The organism is Pseudomonas phoenicis (assembly GCF_047302395.1).
Classification (GTDB): Bacteria; Pseudomonadota; Gammaproteobacteria; order Pseudomonadales; family Pseudomonadaceae; genus Aquipseudomonas.
Genome location: NZ_CP154852.1, coordinates 641,004 through 656,252, shown reverse-complemented (window position 1 = coordinate 656,252; position 15,249 = coordinate 641,004). Strand labels below are relative to the sequence as shown.

Genomic DNA, 15,249 nt, shown 5'->3' with positions numbered 1-15,249 from the left:
GACTGGATTGTTACAAAGGGATTCACAGAACCGACGGGGCGGGTACACTCCGCGCCAAGCGAACGATGCGGGGATGAAGGCGATGCGTGTATTGCTGGTCGAAGACCACCGGCAACTGGCCGAAAGCGTGGCCCAGGCCTTGAAGGGCCTGGGCCTGACCGTGGACGTGCTGCACGATGGCGTCGCTGCCGATCTGGCCCTGGCCAGCGAAGCGTATGCCGCGGTGGTACTCGATGTCGGTCTGCCGCGCTTGGACGGTTTCGAGGTGCTGGCGCGTCTGCGCGGGCGCGGCAAGACCGTGCCGGTGCTGATGCTCACCGCGCGCAGCGACGTCAAGGACCGTGTCCACGGCCTCAACCTCGGCGCCGACGACTACTTGGCCAAGCCGTTCGAGCTGAGCGAACTCGAAGCCCGGGTCAAGGCCCTGCTGCGCCGCAGCGTGCTCGGCGGTGAGCGCCAGCAGTGCTGCGGGCCTCTGGTCTACGACCTCGACACCCGGCGCTTCACCCTCGACGCCGAGCACCTGACCTTGACCTCCCGTGAGCAGAGCGTGCTCGAAGCGCTCATCGCCCGGCCGGGGCGGGTGATGAGCAAGGAGCAGTTGGCCGCCCAGGTGTTCGGCCTGGACGAAGAAGCCAGCCCCGACGCCATCGAGATCTACGTCCACCGCTTGCGCAAGAAGCTCGACGGTCATGCGGTGGCCATCGTCACCTTCCGCGGCCTGGGCTATCTGCTCGAGCACCGCGATGCGTGACGACGGCAGCCTGCGCGGGCGCCTGCTCGGCAACCTGGCGCTGCTGTTGGTGGTGCTGATGTGCGCCAGCGGCCTGAGCGCCTACTGGAACGGCCGGGCGGCGGCCGACACGGCGTACGACCGCACCCTCCTGGCCTCGGCGCGAACCATCGCCGCCGGCCTCTCGCAGCGCGACGGCACGCTGAGCGCCGACGTGCCCTACGTAGCGCTGGACACCTTTGCCTACGACAGCGCCGGGCGCATCTACTACCAAGTGCTGGATATCCAGCAACGCTTGATCTCCGGCTACGAGCACCTGCCGCCACCGCCGCCGGGCACTGCGCGTACCGACGACTACCCGGCGCTGGCGCGTTTCTACGATGCCCGCTATCGCGGCCAGGACGTGCGCGTGGTGAGCCTGCTGCGGGCCGTCAGCGAGCCGAACATGAACGGCATGGCCGAAATTCGTGTGGCCGAAACCGACGAGGCGCGCGAGAGCATGGCCCGCGAACTGATGACCGACACCCTGCTGCGCTTGGGGATGCTGGCGTTGGCCGCACTGATGATGGTGTGGTTCGCCGTGAGCGCCGCGCTGCGTCCGCTGGAACGCCTGCGCAGCGCGGTGGAAGAGCGCCAGCCCGACGACCTGCGGCCCTTGCCGCTGGTGCAGGTGCAGCGCGAACTGAGCCCGCTGGTGCACGGCCTCAACCATTTCACCGAGCGCCTGCGCGCGCAGTTCGAGCGCCAGGCGCAGTTCATCGCCGATGCCGCCCACGAACTGCGCACGCCGCTGGCGGCGCTCAAGGCGCGTCTGGAACTGGGGCAGCGTTCCAGCGACCCCCAGCAGTGGCGGCTGACCTTGGCCGAAGCGGCCCAGGGCACCGATCGGCTGACCCACCTGGCCAACCAGTTGCTGTCGCTGGCGCGAGTCGAACATGGCGCCCGCACCATCGCCGAAGGCGGCGCGCAGCGTCTGGACCTGACTCAACTGGCCCGCGAACTGGGCATGGCCCTGGCGCCTCTGGCCCATGCCCGGGGCGTGGCCTTGGCGCTGGAGGCCGAAGCGCCGGTGTGGCTCAAAGGCGAGCCGACCTTGCTCAACGAGCTGTTGAGCAATCTGCTGGACAACGCCATTGCCCATACCCCGGTGGGGGGGACCGTCGTGCTGCGGGTACTGGCCCCGGCCGTGCTGGAGGTGGAAGACGACGGCCCCGGCATTCCCGAAGCGGAGCGAGAGCGCGTGTTCGAGCGCTTCTACCGGCGCAGCCCGCAGGGCACCGGCCTGGGCCTGGCCATCGTCGGCGAGATCTGCCGCGCGCACCTGGCCACCATCAGCTTGCATGACGGTGACAATGGCGGGTTGAAGGTGCGGGTGGGCTTCAGCACCGATTGACCTAGGTAGCGCGTCAGAGAGAGCGGCGGACCAGGTGGCGTGCTCAGCGCAGCATGCCGCGGGCTTCGAGCAGCTCGGCCACGTCTAGTCGCTTGTCGGCCGGCAGCTTCAAGTGGCGCCAGGCCGGCAGCGTGGTCGGCGGCAGGGCAGGGTCCCCCTGGCGCAGGTGGCGAGCGAGCTGGACCACGTCGATGTAGTCCAGCCGCTGGGTGGTGCGTTGCAGGTCGTCGATCTGGCTGGGCAGGTTGACCAGTTGTTCGGGGAAGTCCCAGGCGCTGAGGAGCTTGTCGCCGAGCACCGGCTGAATCTGCTCGATGATGTGGTGCAGGCACACCGGGTCTGCCAGCAGTTCGTTGTGTTCTTCGGCATAGATCAGCACCGGCAGGGCGCCGATCTGATGCACCAGCCCGCCCAGGGCGGCCTGGTCGGGCTTGAGCGAGGTATGGCGGCGGCACAGCTCGTAGCTGATGCCGGCCACCTCCAGGCTGCGCGCCCAGATGTCGCGCAGTTTCTCTTCCACCGATGGCGAGCGGGCGTGGAAGATCTGCTCGATGACCAGGCCGATGGCCAGGTTGCAGCTGTAGTTGATGCCCAACCGGGTGATCGCGGTGTGCAGGTCGGTGACCTCCACCGAGGCGCGCAGCAGAGGGCTGTTGACCACCTTGATCAGACGTGCCGACAGGGCTGCGTCCTGACCGATCACCCGGCTCAGGGCCGCGACGCTGATCTCGCTGTCTTCGGCAGCCTCGCGGATGCTCAGGGCCACCTCGGGCAAGGTGGGCAGCAGCAGTTCGTCGTTATCGATGGCGGCAAGCAACTGCGCTTGCACCTTGTCGGCCAGCTTGTTCATCGGGTTTCTCTGCCGCTGTGGAGGGGAGCGCCCCACGCATGCGCAGGGGCGGGCTGATCAGCGTTGGATTTCCCGGTCGCGGTCAAGTTCGTAGGGCAGGTCGAGCAGGCTCAGGCGCGGGCCGTCGGCCGCGCCCAGGTGCAGGTTGTCGTCGGCCACGGCGTCGGCACCGATGACAGCCAGCAGTTCGCACGCCTCACCGGCATGCGCCGCCAGCACCACTTCGCCGACCGACGAGCCATGGGTGGGGGAAAACACTTCGCTGCCAGGTTCTGGCAGGGCGCCTTGCGCCAAGGCCACGCGGTACATGCGGCGCTTGAGCTTGCCCAGGTACTGCATGCGCGCGACGATTTCCTGGCCGGTGTAGCAACCCTTCTTGAAGCTCACACCGCCCACTGCCTGGAGGTTGATCATCTGCGGAATGAACAGCTCGCGGGTGGCGCCGACGACTTGGCCGATCCCGGCGCGGATCTGGCCCAGCAGCCAGTCGTTCAAGCTGCCCCTGGCGAGCTGGGCATCCAGGGCCTGGCGTACGGCGGCGGCTTGCTCGGCCGTCGCCCACAATTCGATGCGTTCGGGGGACACGCGCACTGCCATCAACCCAGGCTGGCGGGCAGTGGCACCCGCCTCGGGCGCAACCTCCAGGCCCAGCGGTTGCAACGCGGCCTCGCCCCGGTGCAGGCCGAAGCGCACCCAGGCGGCGCTCTCGTCGGTGAGCACGGCCTTGGAAAACACGGCGTATTTCTTCAGGTCGGCCATTTGCGCTTCGAGCAGCTCGCTGGCCATGGCCAGCAGGAAACCGTCACCCTGCGGCAGGATGCGGAAGCTCGACTGCATGCGGCCCTTGACCATGCAGCGCGCGCCGAGGCCGGCGTGCGCGTCGTCGAGGTAGTTGAGGTTGCAGGTCAGCTGTCCCTGCAGGAACTTGCCCGCGTCGGAGCCGCGGACGGCAAGGATGCCCTCGTGATCGAGAGGGCAGTAGAAAGCGGAATCGGCCATGGGACATCGCGATAGCTAAGAGACTGGCGGCCATCATAGAACGCTGCCGAGCAAATAGGTAGGCGAGTGGTCATGTGCGGTAACAGGGTACGACCAATGCCCAGTGCCGCCGTGCCGGCCAGGCTGTATACTGCCCGGCCATTCGAGGAGGGCCCCATGGTCGAACAAACTGAACTCAATCGCCTGTTCTGGCACAGCCGGCGCGGCATGCTGGAACTGGACGTACTGCTGGTGCCCTTCAGCCAGGAGGTCTACGCCACCCTCAGCGAGCCTGACCGCGAACTCTACAAGCGCCTGCTCGAATGCGAAGACCAGGACATGTTCGGCTGGTTCATGGAACGCTGCGAGTCCGAAGACCCGGAACTGCAGCGCATGGTGCGCATGATCCTGGACCGTGTCCAACCCAAGTGAAGCCTTCGAATGCCGTTGGCAGGGCTCGCGCCTGCTGCTGATGGCCTACCTCGCATGCATGGCGTTGGCGCTGTGCGCCGTCTGGTTTAGTGCCGCACCTCTGTGGCTCGCCAGCCTGCTCAGCCTGGGCTGTGTCCTGCACGCAGGCTGGGTGATTCCACGGCGCATCCTGCTCACCCATCCCCACGCCATTACCGGCCTGCGCCGCAACGTTCAGGGCTGGAGCCTGTACAGTCGCGCATCGGGCTGGCAGCCCGCGCGGTTGTGCCGTGACAGCCTGGCCCTGCCGCAGTTGGTGGTGCTGCGCTACGTGCGCCGCGGTCGCTGGTTGAGCGAAAGCCAGTGCGTCCCTGCCGATGCGCTGGCCGCCGAAGCGCACCGCCGCCTGCGTGTGCGCCTCAAGTACAGCCGGCGGCGTTGGCGCTGAGCGATCAGTGCCGGCTCAGGGTCGGGTCCAGTACGGTGTCACGCGCTTCGGCGAGCATGGCGGGGTAGTCCAGGGTGTAATGCAGGCCGCGCGATTCCTTGCGCTGCATGGCCGATCGGATCATCAGCTCGGCGACCTGGGCCAGGTTGCGCAGCTCGATCAGGTCGCGGCTGACCTTGTAGTTGCTGTAGAACTCGTCGATCTCGTCGAGCAGCATGCGCACGCGGTGCGCGGCCCGTTGCAGGCGCTTGCTGGTGCGCACGATGCCCACGTAATCCCACATGAAACGCCGCAGCTCGTCCCAGTTGTGCGCGATGATCACATCTTCGTCCGAGTCGGTCACCTGGCTGGCGTCCCAGCCGGGCAGGGCGCACGGCATGGAAATACGGCCCAGTTGCGCGATGATGTCCGCCGCCGCAGCGCGGCCGTAGACGAAGCATTCGAGCAGCGAATTGCTGGCCATGCGGTTGGCGCCGTGCAGGCCGGTGAAGCTGGTTTCGCCGATGGCGTACAGGCCGGGCACGTCGGTGTGGCCGTGTTCGTCGACCATCACCCCGCCGCAGGTGTAATGCGCGGCGGGGACCACGGGAATGGGCTGTCGGGTGATGTCGATGCCGAAGCCCAGGCAGCGTTCGTAGACGGTGGGGAAGTGGCTCCTGATGAACTCGGCGGGCTTGTGGGTGATGTCCAGGTACACGCAGTCCACGCCCAGGCGCTTCATCTCGTGGTCGATGGCGCGGGCCACGATGTCGCGCGGAGCCAGTTCTTCGCGGGCGTCGAAACGCGGCATGAAACGTTCGCCGTTGGGCAGGCGCAGCAGCGCGCCTTCGCCACGCAGGGCTTCGGTGATGAGGAAACTCTTGGCCTGGGGGTGGTACAGGCAGGTGGGGTGGAACTGGTTGAACTCAAGATTCGCCACCCGACAGCCGGCGCGCCAGGCCATGGCGATGCCATCGCCGCAGGCGCCATCGGGGTTGCTGGTGTACAGATAGACCTTGGCTGCGCCGCCGGTGGCCAGCACGGTGAAGCGCGCGCCGAAGGTATCGACCTCGCCGGTACCACGGTCCAGCACGTAGGCCCCCAAACAGCGCTGACCGTTGAGGCCAAGGCGACGCTCGGTGATCAGGTCGATGGCCACGCGCTGCTCGAGCAGCTCGATGTTCGGCCGCTGCCGGGCTTGCTCCAGTAGCGAGGTGAAGATCGCCGCGCCGGTGGCGTCTGCGGCATGGATGATGCGCCGATGGCTGTGGCCGCCTTCGCGGGTCAGGTGGAACTGGTAGCCGCGCGCGTCCGCGGTCTGTTCGTCACGGGTGAATGGCACACCCTGCTCGATCAGCCAGTCGATGGCCTCACGGCTGTGCTCCACGGTGAAGCGTACGGCGTCCTCATGGCACAGCCCGCCGCCGGCGTTGAGGGTGTCTTCGACATGCGACTGCACGGTGTCGGTGTCGTCCAGCACGGCGGCCACGCCGCCTTGCGCCCAGAAAGTCGAACCGTTGGCCAGTTCGCCTTTGCTCAGCACCGCGACGCGCAAATCGCGCGGCAAATTCAGCGCCAGGCTCAAGCCGGCCGCACCGCTGCCGATCACCAGAACATCATGTTGGAATTGTTGGCTCATGTCGGGACACTAGTATCTGGATGAGGTGAACGGCACAATAGCCCCGCGTAGGTGGCACTGTGAGACTATTGGACCGCAGCCGGGATGCCTTTATAGCAGTCCCGGCCCGCTGATTTCCAACGACGCTTGTCCGGTTTGCTGGTTTCTCCAGGGAACTTTCGACAGTCGCCGTAAATCCCATGAAGGCTGCCCGCACGTCAAAATTGCCGCGGCGACGCAGGGCAGCTGCTCTTACCGGGCGAAATCCTGCGTATTCGAGATTCTACGTCGATGAAGTCGGCCTTTGCCGTCTCCATCGCTCATGCGAGCCGATGAAAGGCCGCAGGAAACTTGCTTGGAGGGGAGAACTTTTGCCTAAAGCCCGAGTCTATGTTTGCAAGCCTGAACGATGGCTTTTGCAACGCTCCTTCGACACCACTGAGGAGTGTTCATGCTAACCCAGGAAGAGGATCAGCAGCTTGTCGAGCGCGTACAGCGCGGCGATAGGCGAGCTTTCGATCTGTTGGTGCTGAAGTATCAGCACAAGATTCTCGGGTTGATCGTGCGTTTCGTCCACGACACCCATGAAGCACAGGATGTCGCGCAGGAAGCCTTCATCAAGGCATACCGAGCGCTTGGAAATTTCCGCGGTGACAGCGCCTTCTACACCTGGCTGTACCGCATCGCCATCAACACGGCGAAGAACTACCTGGTGTCCCGCGGAAGGCGGCCACCCGATAGCGATGTGAGTTCCGAGGATGCGGAATTCTATGACGGCGATCACGGCCTCAAGGATCTTGAGTCTCCTGAGCGCTCCCTGTTGCGGGATGAAATCGAAGGCACCGTCCATCGGACCATCCAGCAATTGCCCGAAGATTTGCGTACGGCACTGACCTTACGTGAATTCGATGGTCTGAGTTACGAAGACATTGCCAGCGTCATGCAATGTCCTGTGGGCACCGTGCGCTCTCGAATCTTTCGCGCTCGGGAGGCCATCGATAAAGCCCTGCAACCGCTGTTGCAGGAGTCCTGAGACAGCGGCGATAGCCAAGAGAGGAACCGCCATGAGTCGTGAAGCTTTGCAGGAATCGCTGTCCGCGGTATTGGACAACGAAGCGGATGAACTGGAACTGCGTCGTGTGCTGAGCGCCGTCGAAGATTCGGAAACCCGCGCTACTTGGTCGCGTTACCAGGTCGCTCGTGCAGCTATGCATAAAGAATTGCTGATGCCGAACCTCGACATCGCATCGGCGGTTTCCGCAGCCTTGGCTGAAGAAGCTGCCCCAGCCAAGGTCCAGAAAGGTCCGTGGCGCGGTATCGGTCGCCTGGCCGTGGCCGCATCGGTCACCGTCGCTGTGTTGGCGGGCGTACGCCTGTACAACCAGGACGAAATCACCGGTGCCGAGCTCGCTCAGCAGCAGCCCGCTCAACAAGCGCTGAGCGCTCCACAGGCGCAAGGCCCTGCAGTGCTGGCCGGCTACACCGAAAGCAGCGATCAGCCGACCGGCCCTATGGCCAACGGCGCGATGCAGAACCAGGCGGGTTGGGACAAGCGTATGCCAGGCTACCTGCAGCAGCACGCGCAGGACTCGGCTGCCAAGGGCGGTGAAACCGCACTGCCTTACGCACGTGCCGCCAGCATGGACGACGCCAAGTAAGGCGCTGCATGCGCGCACTTGCCCTCCTACCGTTATTGGTCGGCAGTTGCGTCGCACTACCAGTTCTGGCAGCCAATTCTTCGCCTGAGGCGGGGAAATGGCTGTCGAAGCTGGCCAAGGCCGAACGGCAGCAGAATTATCAAGCCTCGTTCGTCTACGAGCGCAACGGCAGCTTTTCGTCCAACCACATCTGGCACCTTGTCAGTGACGGAATCTCCACCGAGCGCTTGCTTCGCCTGGACGGTGACGTTCAGGAAGTAGTACGTGTCGATGGCAAGGTAAGCTGCGCCACCAGGAATATGTCATCGGCAGTCAGCGCACTCGGCAAATCCTCCGCAGACACCCTCGATCCCCTCAAATTGATGAGCTGGTACGACTTGAGCGTCATCGGCGAATCGCGCGTGGCCGGACGAAAAGCAATCACCCTCAGCCTTGCGCCTCGCGATCCGCACCGCTATGGCTTCGACCTGGATATCGACCGGCAGACCGGTCTGCCGCTGCGCTCGCTGATGGTCAACGAAAAGGGTCAGATGCTCGAGCGCTACCAAGTCGTCAGCCTGGACACTCGGCAAACCCCTAGTACAGCTGACCTGCAAGGCAGCGCTGCTTGCAAGCCGCTCGGACCTGCTCACAGCCGCAAACCGGCGACGGTCGTCGAGTGGCAGGCACAGTGGTTGCCCGCAGGCTTCGAACTGGTGGGCAGTGCCCAGGCACGAGGCGAGGGGCCTGGTTCCTTGATGTACGACGATGGCCTCGCGCGGTTTTCGATTTTTCTCGAGCCCGTCGCTGCCGCCGATGGCAAAAACATTCGCACCCAGCTCGGCCCCACCGCAGCCGTTTCGCGCCATCTGGTGACGGCCAGAGGCGTCATGCTGGTCACGGCCGTTGGCGAAATCCCGCTGGGTACTGCCGAACGCATCGCGCTGTCGATGAGATGGCGGGGTGTCCAGGCCAACCGCTGAATGCATGTGGGCAAGGCGGTTAGCGCACATTACTGAAATGAAATTAAAGCATTGTCATTTGCATTCCCCTGGTAAATTTTCTATAGGTCTGTTCTTTCGAAGTCTGGCCTGTCCCGCGTCTGCGGGAGCCTTACTGCTAATTACGCTCGATGTGACGGGAGTCGTATGTCGATACCACGCTTGAAACCCTACCTTTCGATGTTTGCCGCCGTGCTGATGCTCGGGCAGGCGCTCGTGGCCCAGGCCCAGGAAGCGCTGCCCGATTTCACCACCTTGGTCGAACAGGCTTCGCCTGCCGTGGTGAACATCAGCACCAAGCAGAAACTGCCGGAACGCCGTGTCGCCGCCGGGCAAATGCCCGACCTGGAAGGCCTGCCGCCGATGTTCCGCGAGTTCTTCGAACGCAGCCTGCCGCAACAGCCGGGTTCGCCTCGCGGCGACCGCCAGCGCGAAGCGCAGTCGTTGGGTTCGGGTTTCATCATCTCGGCCGATGGCTACGTGCTGACCAACAACCACGTGGTCGCCGACGCTGACGAAATCATCGTGCGCCTGTCCGACCGCAGCGAGTTGCAGGCCAAGCTGGTCGGCACCGATCCGCGCACCGACGTGGCGCTGCTCAAGGTCGAAGGCAAGGACCTGCCCACCGTCAAACTGGGTGATTCGGAAAAGCTCAAGGTCGGTGAATGGGTGCTGGCCATCGGTTCGCCGTTCGGCTTCGACCATTCGGTGACCAAGGGTATCGTCAGTGCCAAGGGCCGCACCCTGCCCAACGACAGTTACGTGCCGTTCATCCAGACCGACGTGGCGATCAACCCCGGCAATTCCGGCGGGCCTTTGTTCAACATGAACGGCGAAGTGGTGGGCATCAACTCGCAGATCTTCACGCGCTCCGGCGGCTTCATGGGCCTGTCGTTCGCCATTCCGATCGATGTGGCGCTGGACGTTTCCAACCAGCTGAAGAAAGACGGCAAGGTCAGCCGCGGTTGGCTGGGTGTGGTCATCCAGGAAGTGAACAAAGACCTGGCCGAATCCTTCGGTCTCGACAAGCCTGCCGGCGCGCTGGTCGCGCAGGTGCTGGAAGACGGCCCGGCGGCCAAGGGTGGCCTGCAGGTCGGTGACGTCATTCTCAGCCTCAACGGCAAGCCGATCGTCATGTCTGCCGATCTGCCGCATCTGGTCGGCAGCATGAAGGACGGCGACAAGGTCAAACTCGAGATCATCCGCAACGGCAAGCGCCAGAGCCTGGACATCGCCGTGGGCGCACTGCCCGAAGACGATGCCGATATCGGCATGGGTGGCAGCAAACAGGGCGCCGAGCGCAGCAGCAACCGCCTGGGCGTGTCCGTAGCCGACCTCACCGCCGAGCAGAAGAAATCGCTCGAGCTCAAGGGCGGCGTCACCATCAAGGAAGTGCAGGACGGCCCAGCCGCGCTGATCGGCCTGCGTCCGGGCGATGTCATCAGCCACCTGAACAACCAGGCCATCCTCTCGGCCAAGCAGTTCACCGAGATCGCCAAGGAGCTGCCGAAGAACCGCTCGGTGTCCATGCGCGTGCTGCGTCAGGGGCGTGCCAGCTTCATCACCTTCAAACTGGCCGAGTAAGTCGGCTACCAGCGGAACGGGGCAGCGCAAGCTGCCCTTTTCGTATGCGCCGGACAAGCGCGGCATGCGCCGCGAAGGGTCAGGCGCCATACACGCGGTTACCGGTTAACTGATCGGGAATCTCCCATAACCCTGCGGCTTGGGGTACAATTCCCGGCTATTTTTGGCGGGCGTCCGGCTCGCAGCCTTTTCGAGTGTTGACCTGTGAGTGATTTGAGTCATATCCGCAATTTCTCCATCATCGCCCACATCGACCATGGCAAGTCGACGCTGGCCGATCGTTTCATCCAGCTCTGTGGCGGCCTCACGGCGCGCGAAATGGAAGCCCAGGTCCTCGACTCCATGGACCTCGAACGCGAACGCGGCATCACCATCAAGGCCCACAGCGTCACGCTCCACTACAAGGCGCAAGACGGCAAGACCTACCAGCTCAACTTCATTGACACCCCCGGCCATGTCGACTTCACCTATGAAGTCAGCCGCTCGCTGGCCGCCTGCGAAGGCGCGCTGCTGGTGGTCGATGCCGGTCAGGGCGTGGAAGCGCAATCGGTCGCCAACTGCTACACCGCCATCGAGCAGGGCCTGGAAGTCATGCCCGTGCTGAACAAGATGGACCTGCCCCAGGCCGACCCCGACCGCGTCAAGGACGAGATCGAGAAGATCATCGGCATCGACGCCACCGACGCCGTGGCGTGCAGCGCCAAGAGCGGCATGGGCGTCGACGAAGTGCTCGAACGCCTGGTGCACACCATTCCGCCACCCGAGGGCGATATCGAAGCGCCCTTGCAGGCACTGATCATCGACTCCTGGTTCGACAACTACCTGGGTGTCGTGTCCCTGGTGCGCGTGCGCCACGGCCGCGTCAAGAAGGGCGACAAGATTCTGGTCAAGTCCACCGGCAAGGTGCACCTGGTCGACAGCGTCGGCGTGTTCAACCCGAAACATACGCAAACCGCCGACCTCAAAGCCGGCGAAGTGGGCTTCATCATCGGCAGCATCAAGGACATTCACGGCGCGCCGGTGGGCGACACCCTGACCCTGGCCTCGACTCCGGACGTGCCGGTGCTGTCGGGCTTCAAGAAGATCCAGCCGCAGGTCTACGCGGGCCTGTTCCCGGTCAGCTCCGACGACTTCGAAGACTTCCGCGACGCCTTGCAGAAGCTCACCCTCAACGACTCGTCGCTGCAATACGCGCCGGAGAGTTCGGATGCCCTGGGCTTCGGATTCCGTTGCGGCTTCCTCGGCATGCTGCACATGGAGATCATCCAGGAGCGCCTGGAGCGCGAGTACGACCTCGACCTGATCACCACCGCGCCCAGCGTGATCTACGAGCTGGAATTGAAGACCGGTGAAACCATCATCGTCGACAACCCGTCCAAACTCCCGGACGTCTCCTCGGTCACCGACTTCCGCGAACCGATCGTCACCGCGACCATCCTCGTGCCGCAGGAACACCTGGGCAACGTGATCACGTTGTGCATCGAGAAGCGGGGGGTGCAGCGCGACATGCAGTTCCTCGGCAGCCAGGTGCAGGTGCGCTACGACATGCCGATGAACGAAGTGGTGCTGGATTTCTTCGACCGCCTGAAGTCAACCAGCCGTGGCTATGCCTCGCTGGACTACCACTTCGACCGCTACCAGTCGGCCAACCTGGTCAAGCTGGACGTGTTGATCAACGGCGACAAGGTCGACGCCCTGGCGTTGATCGTGCACCGCGACAACGCGGCCTACAAAGGTCGCCAGTTGACCGAGAAGATGAAGGAACTGATCCCTCGGCAGATGTTCGACGTGGCGATCCAGGCGGCCATCGGCGGCCAGATCATCGCGCGGACCACCGTCAAGGCGCTCAGAAAGAACGTACTGGCCAAATGTTACGGCGGCGACGTCAGCCGTAAGAAGAAACTGCTGGAGAAGCAGAAGGCCGGTAAGAAACGCATGAAGCAGGTCGGCAACGTGGAAATTCCACAAGAAGCCTTCCTTGCCGTGCTCAGGTTGGATAGCTAGGTCCTATGTCGCTAAATTTCCCGCTGTTGCTCGTTCTTGCCGTGGCCGTCTGTGGTTTGCTGGGGCTCATCGACCTGTTGTTCCTGGCACCGCGCCGGCGAGCGGCGATCGCCACCTATCGGGGTAGCGTCAGCCAGCCCGAGCCGGCGGTGGTCGAGCGCCTCGACAAGGAACCCTTGCTCGTCGAGTACGGCAAGTCGTTCTTCCCGGTGTTGTTCATCGTGCTGGTGCTGCGCTCGTTTCTGGTCGAGCCGTTCCAGATTCCGTCCGGGTCGATGAAGCCAACGCTGGAAGTCGGCGACTTCATCCTGGTGAACAAGTTTTCCTACGGCATCCGCCTGCCGGTGATCGACAAGAAGGTCATCGAAATCGGTGATCCCAAGCGCGGCGATGTGATGGTGTTCCGCTATCCGAGCGATCCGAACGTCAACTACATCAAGCGTGTGGTCGGCCTGCCGGGCGACCAGATCCGCTACACCAACGACAAGCGCCTGTTCGTCAACGGCCAGGCCGTCGCCGAGCAACTGGTCGGCACCGAACCGGGTACCCTGGGCAGCGCCGAGCTGTACAAGGAAAAACTGGGCGAAGCCGAACACCTGATCCGCAAGGAAATGAGCCGCTACCGCATGCCGCCCGACCAGCAGTGGACGGTTCCGGCCGGCCACTACTTCATGATGGGCGACAACCGCGACAACTCGAACGACAGCCGCTTCTGGGATGACCCGAACATTCCCAAGGAACTGCACGGCATGGTGCCGGACCGCAACATCGTCGGTAAGGCCTTCGCGGTCTGGATGAGCTGGCCCGAACCCAAGCTCAGCCACTTCCCCAACCTGTCGCGGGTTGGCTTGATCCACTGATCCACCGGCGTTGCCGATCCGGCAGCGCCGAATGCATTTCTGACATAGGCTGTGTTCTCCAGGATCAGAGAATCGCCATCGCATCGGGCGATGGCCATGGCCGGCAGTCTTCAGGACCTCGATTTGAACAACGCGTTGAACAACCCTCAGGTGGCCCCATGAGCGCGCCCCTTGACCGCCTGGAGCGCAAGCTCGGCTATACCTTCCGGGATCAGGAGCAGATGCTGCTGGCCCTCACTCACCGCAGTTACGCCGGGCGCAACAACGAGCGCCTGGAGTTTCTCGGCGACTCGATCCTCAATTTCGTCGCCGCCGAAGCGCTGTTCGAGCGCTTCCCGCAGGCGCGCGAAGGCCAGCTGTCGCGTTTGCGCGCGCGGTTGGTCAAGGGTGAGACCCTGGCCCGCCTGGCCCGTGGTTTCGACTTGGGCGACTATCTGCGCTTGGGCTCGGGCGAACTCAAGAGCGGAGGCTTCCGCCGCGAGTCGATCCTGGCCGATGCCCTCGAAGCCTTGATCGGTGCGATCTACCTCGATTCCGACATGCAAACGGTGCGCGAGCGCATCCTCGCCTGGTTGGCCGGCGAGTTCGAAAGCCTGACCCTGGTCGACACCAACAAAGACCCGAAAACGCGCTTGCAGGAATTCCTGCAGTCGCGCGCCTGCGAGTTGCCACGCTACGAAGTGGTCGACATCCAGGGCGAACCTCACTGCCGCACCTTCTTCGTCGAATGCGAAGTGGTACTGCTGAACAACAAGAGCCGCGGCCAGGGCGTGAGCCGGCGTATCGCCGAGCAGGTCGCGGCAGCCTCGGCGCTCATCGCCTTGGGCGTGGAGAATGGCAATGACTGAGAACACCCCCACCCGTTGCGGCTATGTGGCCATCGTCGGCCGTCCGAACGTGGGCAAATCGACGTTGCTCAACCACATCCTCGGGCAGAAGCTGGCGATCACCTCGCGCAAGCCGCAGACCACCCGGCACAACATGCTCGGCATCAAGACCGAAGGCGATGTGCAGGCGGTCTACGTCGATACCCCTGGCATGCACAAGGCCAACGACAAGGCGCTCAACCGCTACATGAACCGCAACGCCTCGGCCGCCCTCAAGGACGTCGACGTGGTGATCTTCGTGGTCGACCGTACGCGCTGGACCGACGAGGACCAACTGGTGCTCGAACGTGTGCAGTACGTCACCGGGCCGCTGATCCTGGCAGTCAACAAGACCGACCGCATGGACGAGAAGGGCGACCTGATCCCGCACCTGCAATGGCTGCAGACGCAACTGCCGAATGCCGAGATCGTGCCGATCTCCGCCCAGCAGGGTCACAACCTCGACGCTCTGGAAGCGCTGATCGCCAAGCACCTGCCGGAAAATGAGCATTTCTTCCCGGAAGACCAGATCACCGACCGTAGCAGCCGCTTCCTCGCCGCCGAACTGGTGCGCGAGAAGATCATGCGTCAGTTGGGTGCTGAGCTGCCGTACCAGATCACCGTCGAGATCGAGGAGTTCAAGCAGCAGGGCCACGTGCTGCACATCCACGCGCTGATCCTGGTCGAGCGCGACGGGCAGAAGAAGATCATCATCGGCGACAAGGGCGAGCGCATCAAACGCATCGGCTCCGAGGCGCGCAAGGACATGGAGCAGCTGTTCGATGCCAAGGTGATGCTCAACCTCTGGGTCAAGGTCAAAGGCGGTTGGTCGGACGACGAGCGCGCACTGCGCTCGCTTGGCTACGGCGACCTGTAACCTTCCCTGG

Annotated in this window: 15 protein-coding genes; 12 read left to right on the top strand and 3 right to left on the bottom strand. The window is 63.9% G+C overall.

Annotation, left to right across the window (positions count from 1 at the left end; all coding sequences use genetic code 11):
* Window positions 1-82: 82 nt before the first annotated feature.
* Both AA0Z93_RS03195 and AA0Z93_RS03190 read left to right on the top strand, forming a co-directional pair.
* Window positions 83-754, top strand: a complete 672-nt coding sequence (locus AA0Z93_RS03195) for a response regulator (protein WP_413048357.1) — start codon at window positions 83-85, stop codon at window positions 752-754.
* Complete coding sequence (locus tag AA0Z93_RS03190; protein ID WP_413046426.1) at window positions 747-2,126, top strand: sensor histidine kinase N-terminal domain-containing protein; 1,380 nt, start codon at window positions 747-749, stop codon at window positions 2,124-2,126. The genes AA0Z93_RS03195 and AA0Z93_RS03190 overlap by 8 nt, the downstream gene beginning before the upstream one ends.
* Window positions 2,127-2,169: 43 nt before the next feature.
* Here AA0Z93_RS03190 and AA0Z93_RS03185 read toward each other — a convergent pair whose 3' ends face one another.
* Together AA0Z93_RS03185 and AA0Z93_RS03180 are read right to left on the bottom strand one after the other, a co-directional pair.
* Window positions 2,170-2,976 (bottom strand): HDOD domain-containing protein, encoded by an 807-nt coding sequence (locus AA0Z93_RS03185; protein ID WP_413046427.1) that lies wholly within the window; start codon window positions 2,974-2,976, stop codon window positions 2,170-2,172.
* Between the two features lie 57 nt (window positions 2,977-3,033).
* The gene (locus AA0Z93_RS03180) at window positions 3,034-3,975 is read right to left on the bottom strand and encodes a YgfZ/GcvT domain-containing protein (RefSeq protein WP_413046428.1); all 942 of its coding nucleotides are present in this window, start codon (window positions 3,973-3,975) and stop codon (window positions 3,034-3,036) included.
* A 156-nt stretch (window positions 3,976-4,131) separates the two neighbouring features.
* On the opposite strand from AA0Z93_RS03180, the gene AA0Z93_RS03175 reads away from it, so the two are divergent.
* The gene (locus AA0Z93_RS03175) at window positions 4,132-4,386 is read left to right on the top strand and encodes a succinate dehydrogenase assembly factor 2 (protein ID WP_413046429.1); all 255 of its coding nucleotides are present in this window, start codon (window positions 4,132-4,134) and stop codon (window positions 4,384-4,386) included.
* A complete protein-coding gene (locus AA0Z93_RS03170) occupies window positions 4,370-4,813 on the top strand; it encodes a protein YgfX (RefSeq protein ID WP_413046430.1) in 444 nt (147 codons plus the stop codon). The genes AA0Z93_RS03175 and AA0Z93_RS03170 overlap by 17 nt, the downstream gene beginning before the upstream one ends.
* 4 nt (window positions 4,814-4,817) lie before the next feature.
* On the opposite strand, the gene nadB is transcribed toward AA0Z93_RS03170, so the two are convergent.
* Window positions 4,818-6,431, bottom strand: coding sequence for an L-aspartate oxidase (gene nadB, locus AA0Z93_RS03165; RefSeq protein ID WP_413046431.1), 1,614 nt, complete (start codon window positions 6,429-6,431; stop codon window positions 4,818-4,820).
* Window positions 6,432-6,861: 430 nt separating this feature from the next.
* Between nadB and rpoE the strand changes: the two genes are divergently transcribed.
* The 8 genes from rpoE (at window position 6,862) to era (ending at window position 15,239) form a co-directional block, all read left to right on the top strand.
* On the top strand, window positions 6,862-7,443 hold the full coding sequence (rpoE, locus tag AA0Z93_RS03160; protein ID WP_011535354.1) for an RNA polymerase sigma factor RpoE: 582 nt from the start codon (window positions 6,862-6,864) through the stop codon (window positions 7,441-7,443).
* Between the two features lie 31 nt (window positions 7,444-7,474).
* A complete protein-coding gene (locus tag AA0Z93_RS03155; protein ID WP_413046432.1) occupies window positions 7,475-8,068 on the top strand; it encodes an RseA family anti-sigma factor in 594 nt (197 codons plus the stop codon).
* An 8-nt stretch (window positions 8,069-8,076) separates the two neighbouring features.
* Entirely contained in the window at window positions 8,077-9,030 is a 954-nt protein-coding gene (locus AA0Z93_RS03150; RefSeq protein ID WP_413046433.1) for a MucB/RseB C-terminal domain-containing protein, read from the top strand.
* A gap of 171 nt (window positions 9,031-9,201) precedes the next feature.
* On the top strand, window positions 9,202-10,632 hold the full coding sequence (locus AA0Z93_RS03145) for a DegQ family serine endoprotease (RefSeq protein ID WP_413048358.1): 1,431 nt from the start codon (window positions 9,202-9,204) through the stop codon (window positions 10,630-10,632).
* Between the two features lie 204 nt (window positions 10,633-10,836).
* Window positions 10,837-12,636: a translation elongation factor 4 gene (gene lepA / locus AA0Z93_RS03140; protein WP_413046434.1), complete on the top strand. Its 1,800-nt coding sequence runs from the start codon at window positions 10,837-10,839 to the stop codon at window positions 12,634-12,636.
* Between the two features lie 5 nt (window positions 12,637-12,641).
* Window positions 12,642-13,496, top strand: coding sequence for a signal peptidase I (gene lepB, locus AA0Z93_RS03135; RefSeq protein WP_413046435.1), 855 nt, complete (start codon window positions 12,642-12,644; stop codon window positions 13,494-13,496).
* A 158-nt stretch (window positions 13,497-13,654) separates the two neighbouring features.
* The gene (rnc, locus tag AA0Z93_RS03130; protein WP_296264856.1) at window positions 13,655-14,344 is read left to right on the top strand and encodes a ribonuclease III; all 690 of its coding nucleotides are present in this window, start codon (window positions 13,655-13,657) and stop codon (window positions 14,342-14,344) included.
* Window positions 14,337-15,239, top strand: a complete 903-nt coding sequence (gene era / locus AA0Z93_RS03125; RefSeq protein ID WP_314488730.1) for a GTPase Era — start codon at window positions 14,337-14,339, stop codon at window positions 15,237-15,239. The genes rnc and era overlap by 8 nt, the downstream gene beginning before the upstream one ends.
* The last annotated feature ends 10 nt before the right edge of the window (window positions 15,240-15,249 follow it).

What these genes read in the sequence shown, in the direction of transcription:
- AA0Z93_RS03195 (WP_413048357.1), top strand. Translation starts at nt 83, where the DNA reads ATGCGTGTATTGCTGGTCGAAGACCACCGGCAACTGGCCGAAAGCGTG.
- AA0Z93_RS03190 (WP_413046426.1), top strand. Translation starts at nt 747, where the DNA reads ATGCGTGACGACGGCAGCCTGCGCGGGCGCCTGCTCGGCAACCTGGCG.
- AA0Z93_RS03185 (WP_413046427.1), bottom strand. Translation starts at nt 2,976, where the DNA reads ATGAACAAGCTGGCCGACAAGGTGCAAGCGCAGTTGCTTGCCGCCATC.
- AA0Z93_RS03180 (WP_413046428.1), bottom strand. Translation starts at nt 3,975, where the DNA reads ATGGCCGATTCCGCTTTCTACTGCCCTCTCGATCACGAGGGCATCCTT.
- AA0Z93_RS03175 (WP_413046429.1), top strand. Translation starts at nt 4,132, where the DNA reads ATGGTCGAACAAACTGAACTCAATCGCCTGTTCTGGCACAGCCGGCGC.
- nadB (WP_413046431.1), bottom strand. Translation starts at nt 6,431, where the DNA reads ATGAGCCAACAATTCCAACATGATGTTCTGGTGATCGGCAGCGGTGCG.
- rpoE (WP_011535354.1), top strand. Translation starts at nt 6,862, where the DNA reads ATGCTAACCCAGGAAGAGGATCAGCAGCTTGTCGAGCGCGTACAGCGC.
- AA0Z93_RS03155 (WP_413046432.1), top strand. Translation starts at nt 7,475, where the DNA reads ATGAGTCGTGAAGCTTTGCAGGAATCGCTGTCCGCGGTATTGGACAAC.
- AA0Z93_RS03150 (WP_413046433.1), top strand. Translation starts at nt 8,077, where the DNA reads ATGCGCGCACTTGCCCTCCTACCGTTATTGGTCGGCAGTTGCGTCGCA.
- lepB (WP_413046435.1), top strand. Translation starts at nt 12,642, where the DNA reads ATGTCGCTAAATTTCCCGCTGTTGCTCGTTCTTGCCGTGGCCGTCTGT.
- rnc (WP_296264856.1), top strand. Translation starts at nt 13,655, where the DNA reads ATGAGCGCGCCCCTTGACCGCCTGGAGCGCAAGCTCGGCTATACCTTC.
- era (WP_314488730.1), top strand. Translation starts at nt 14,337, where the DNA reads ATGACTGAGAACACCCCCACCCGTTGCGGCTATGTGGCCATCGTCGGC.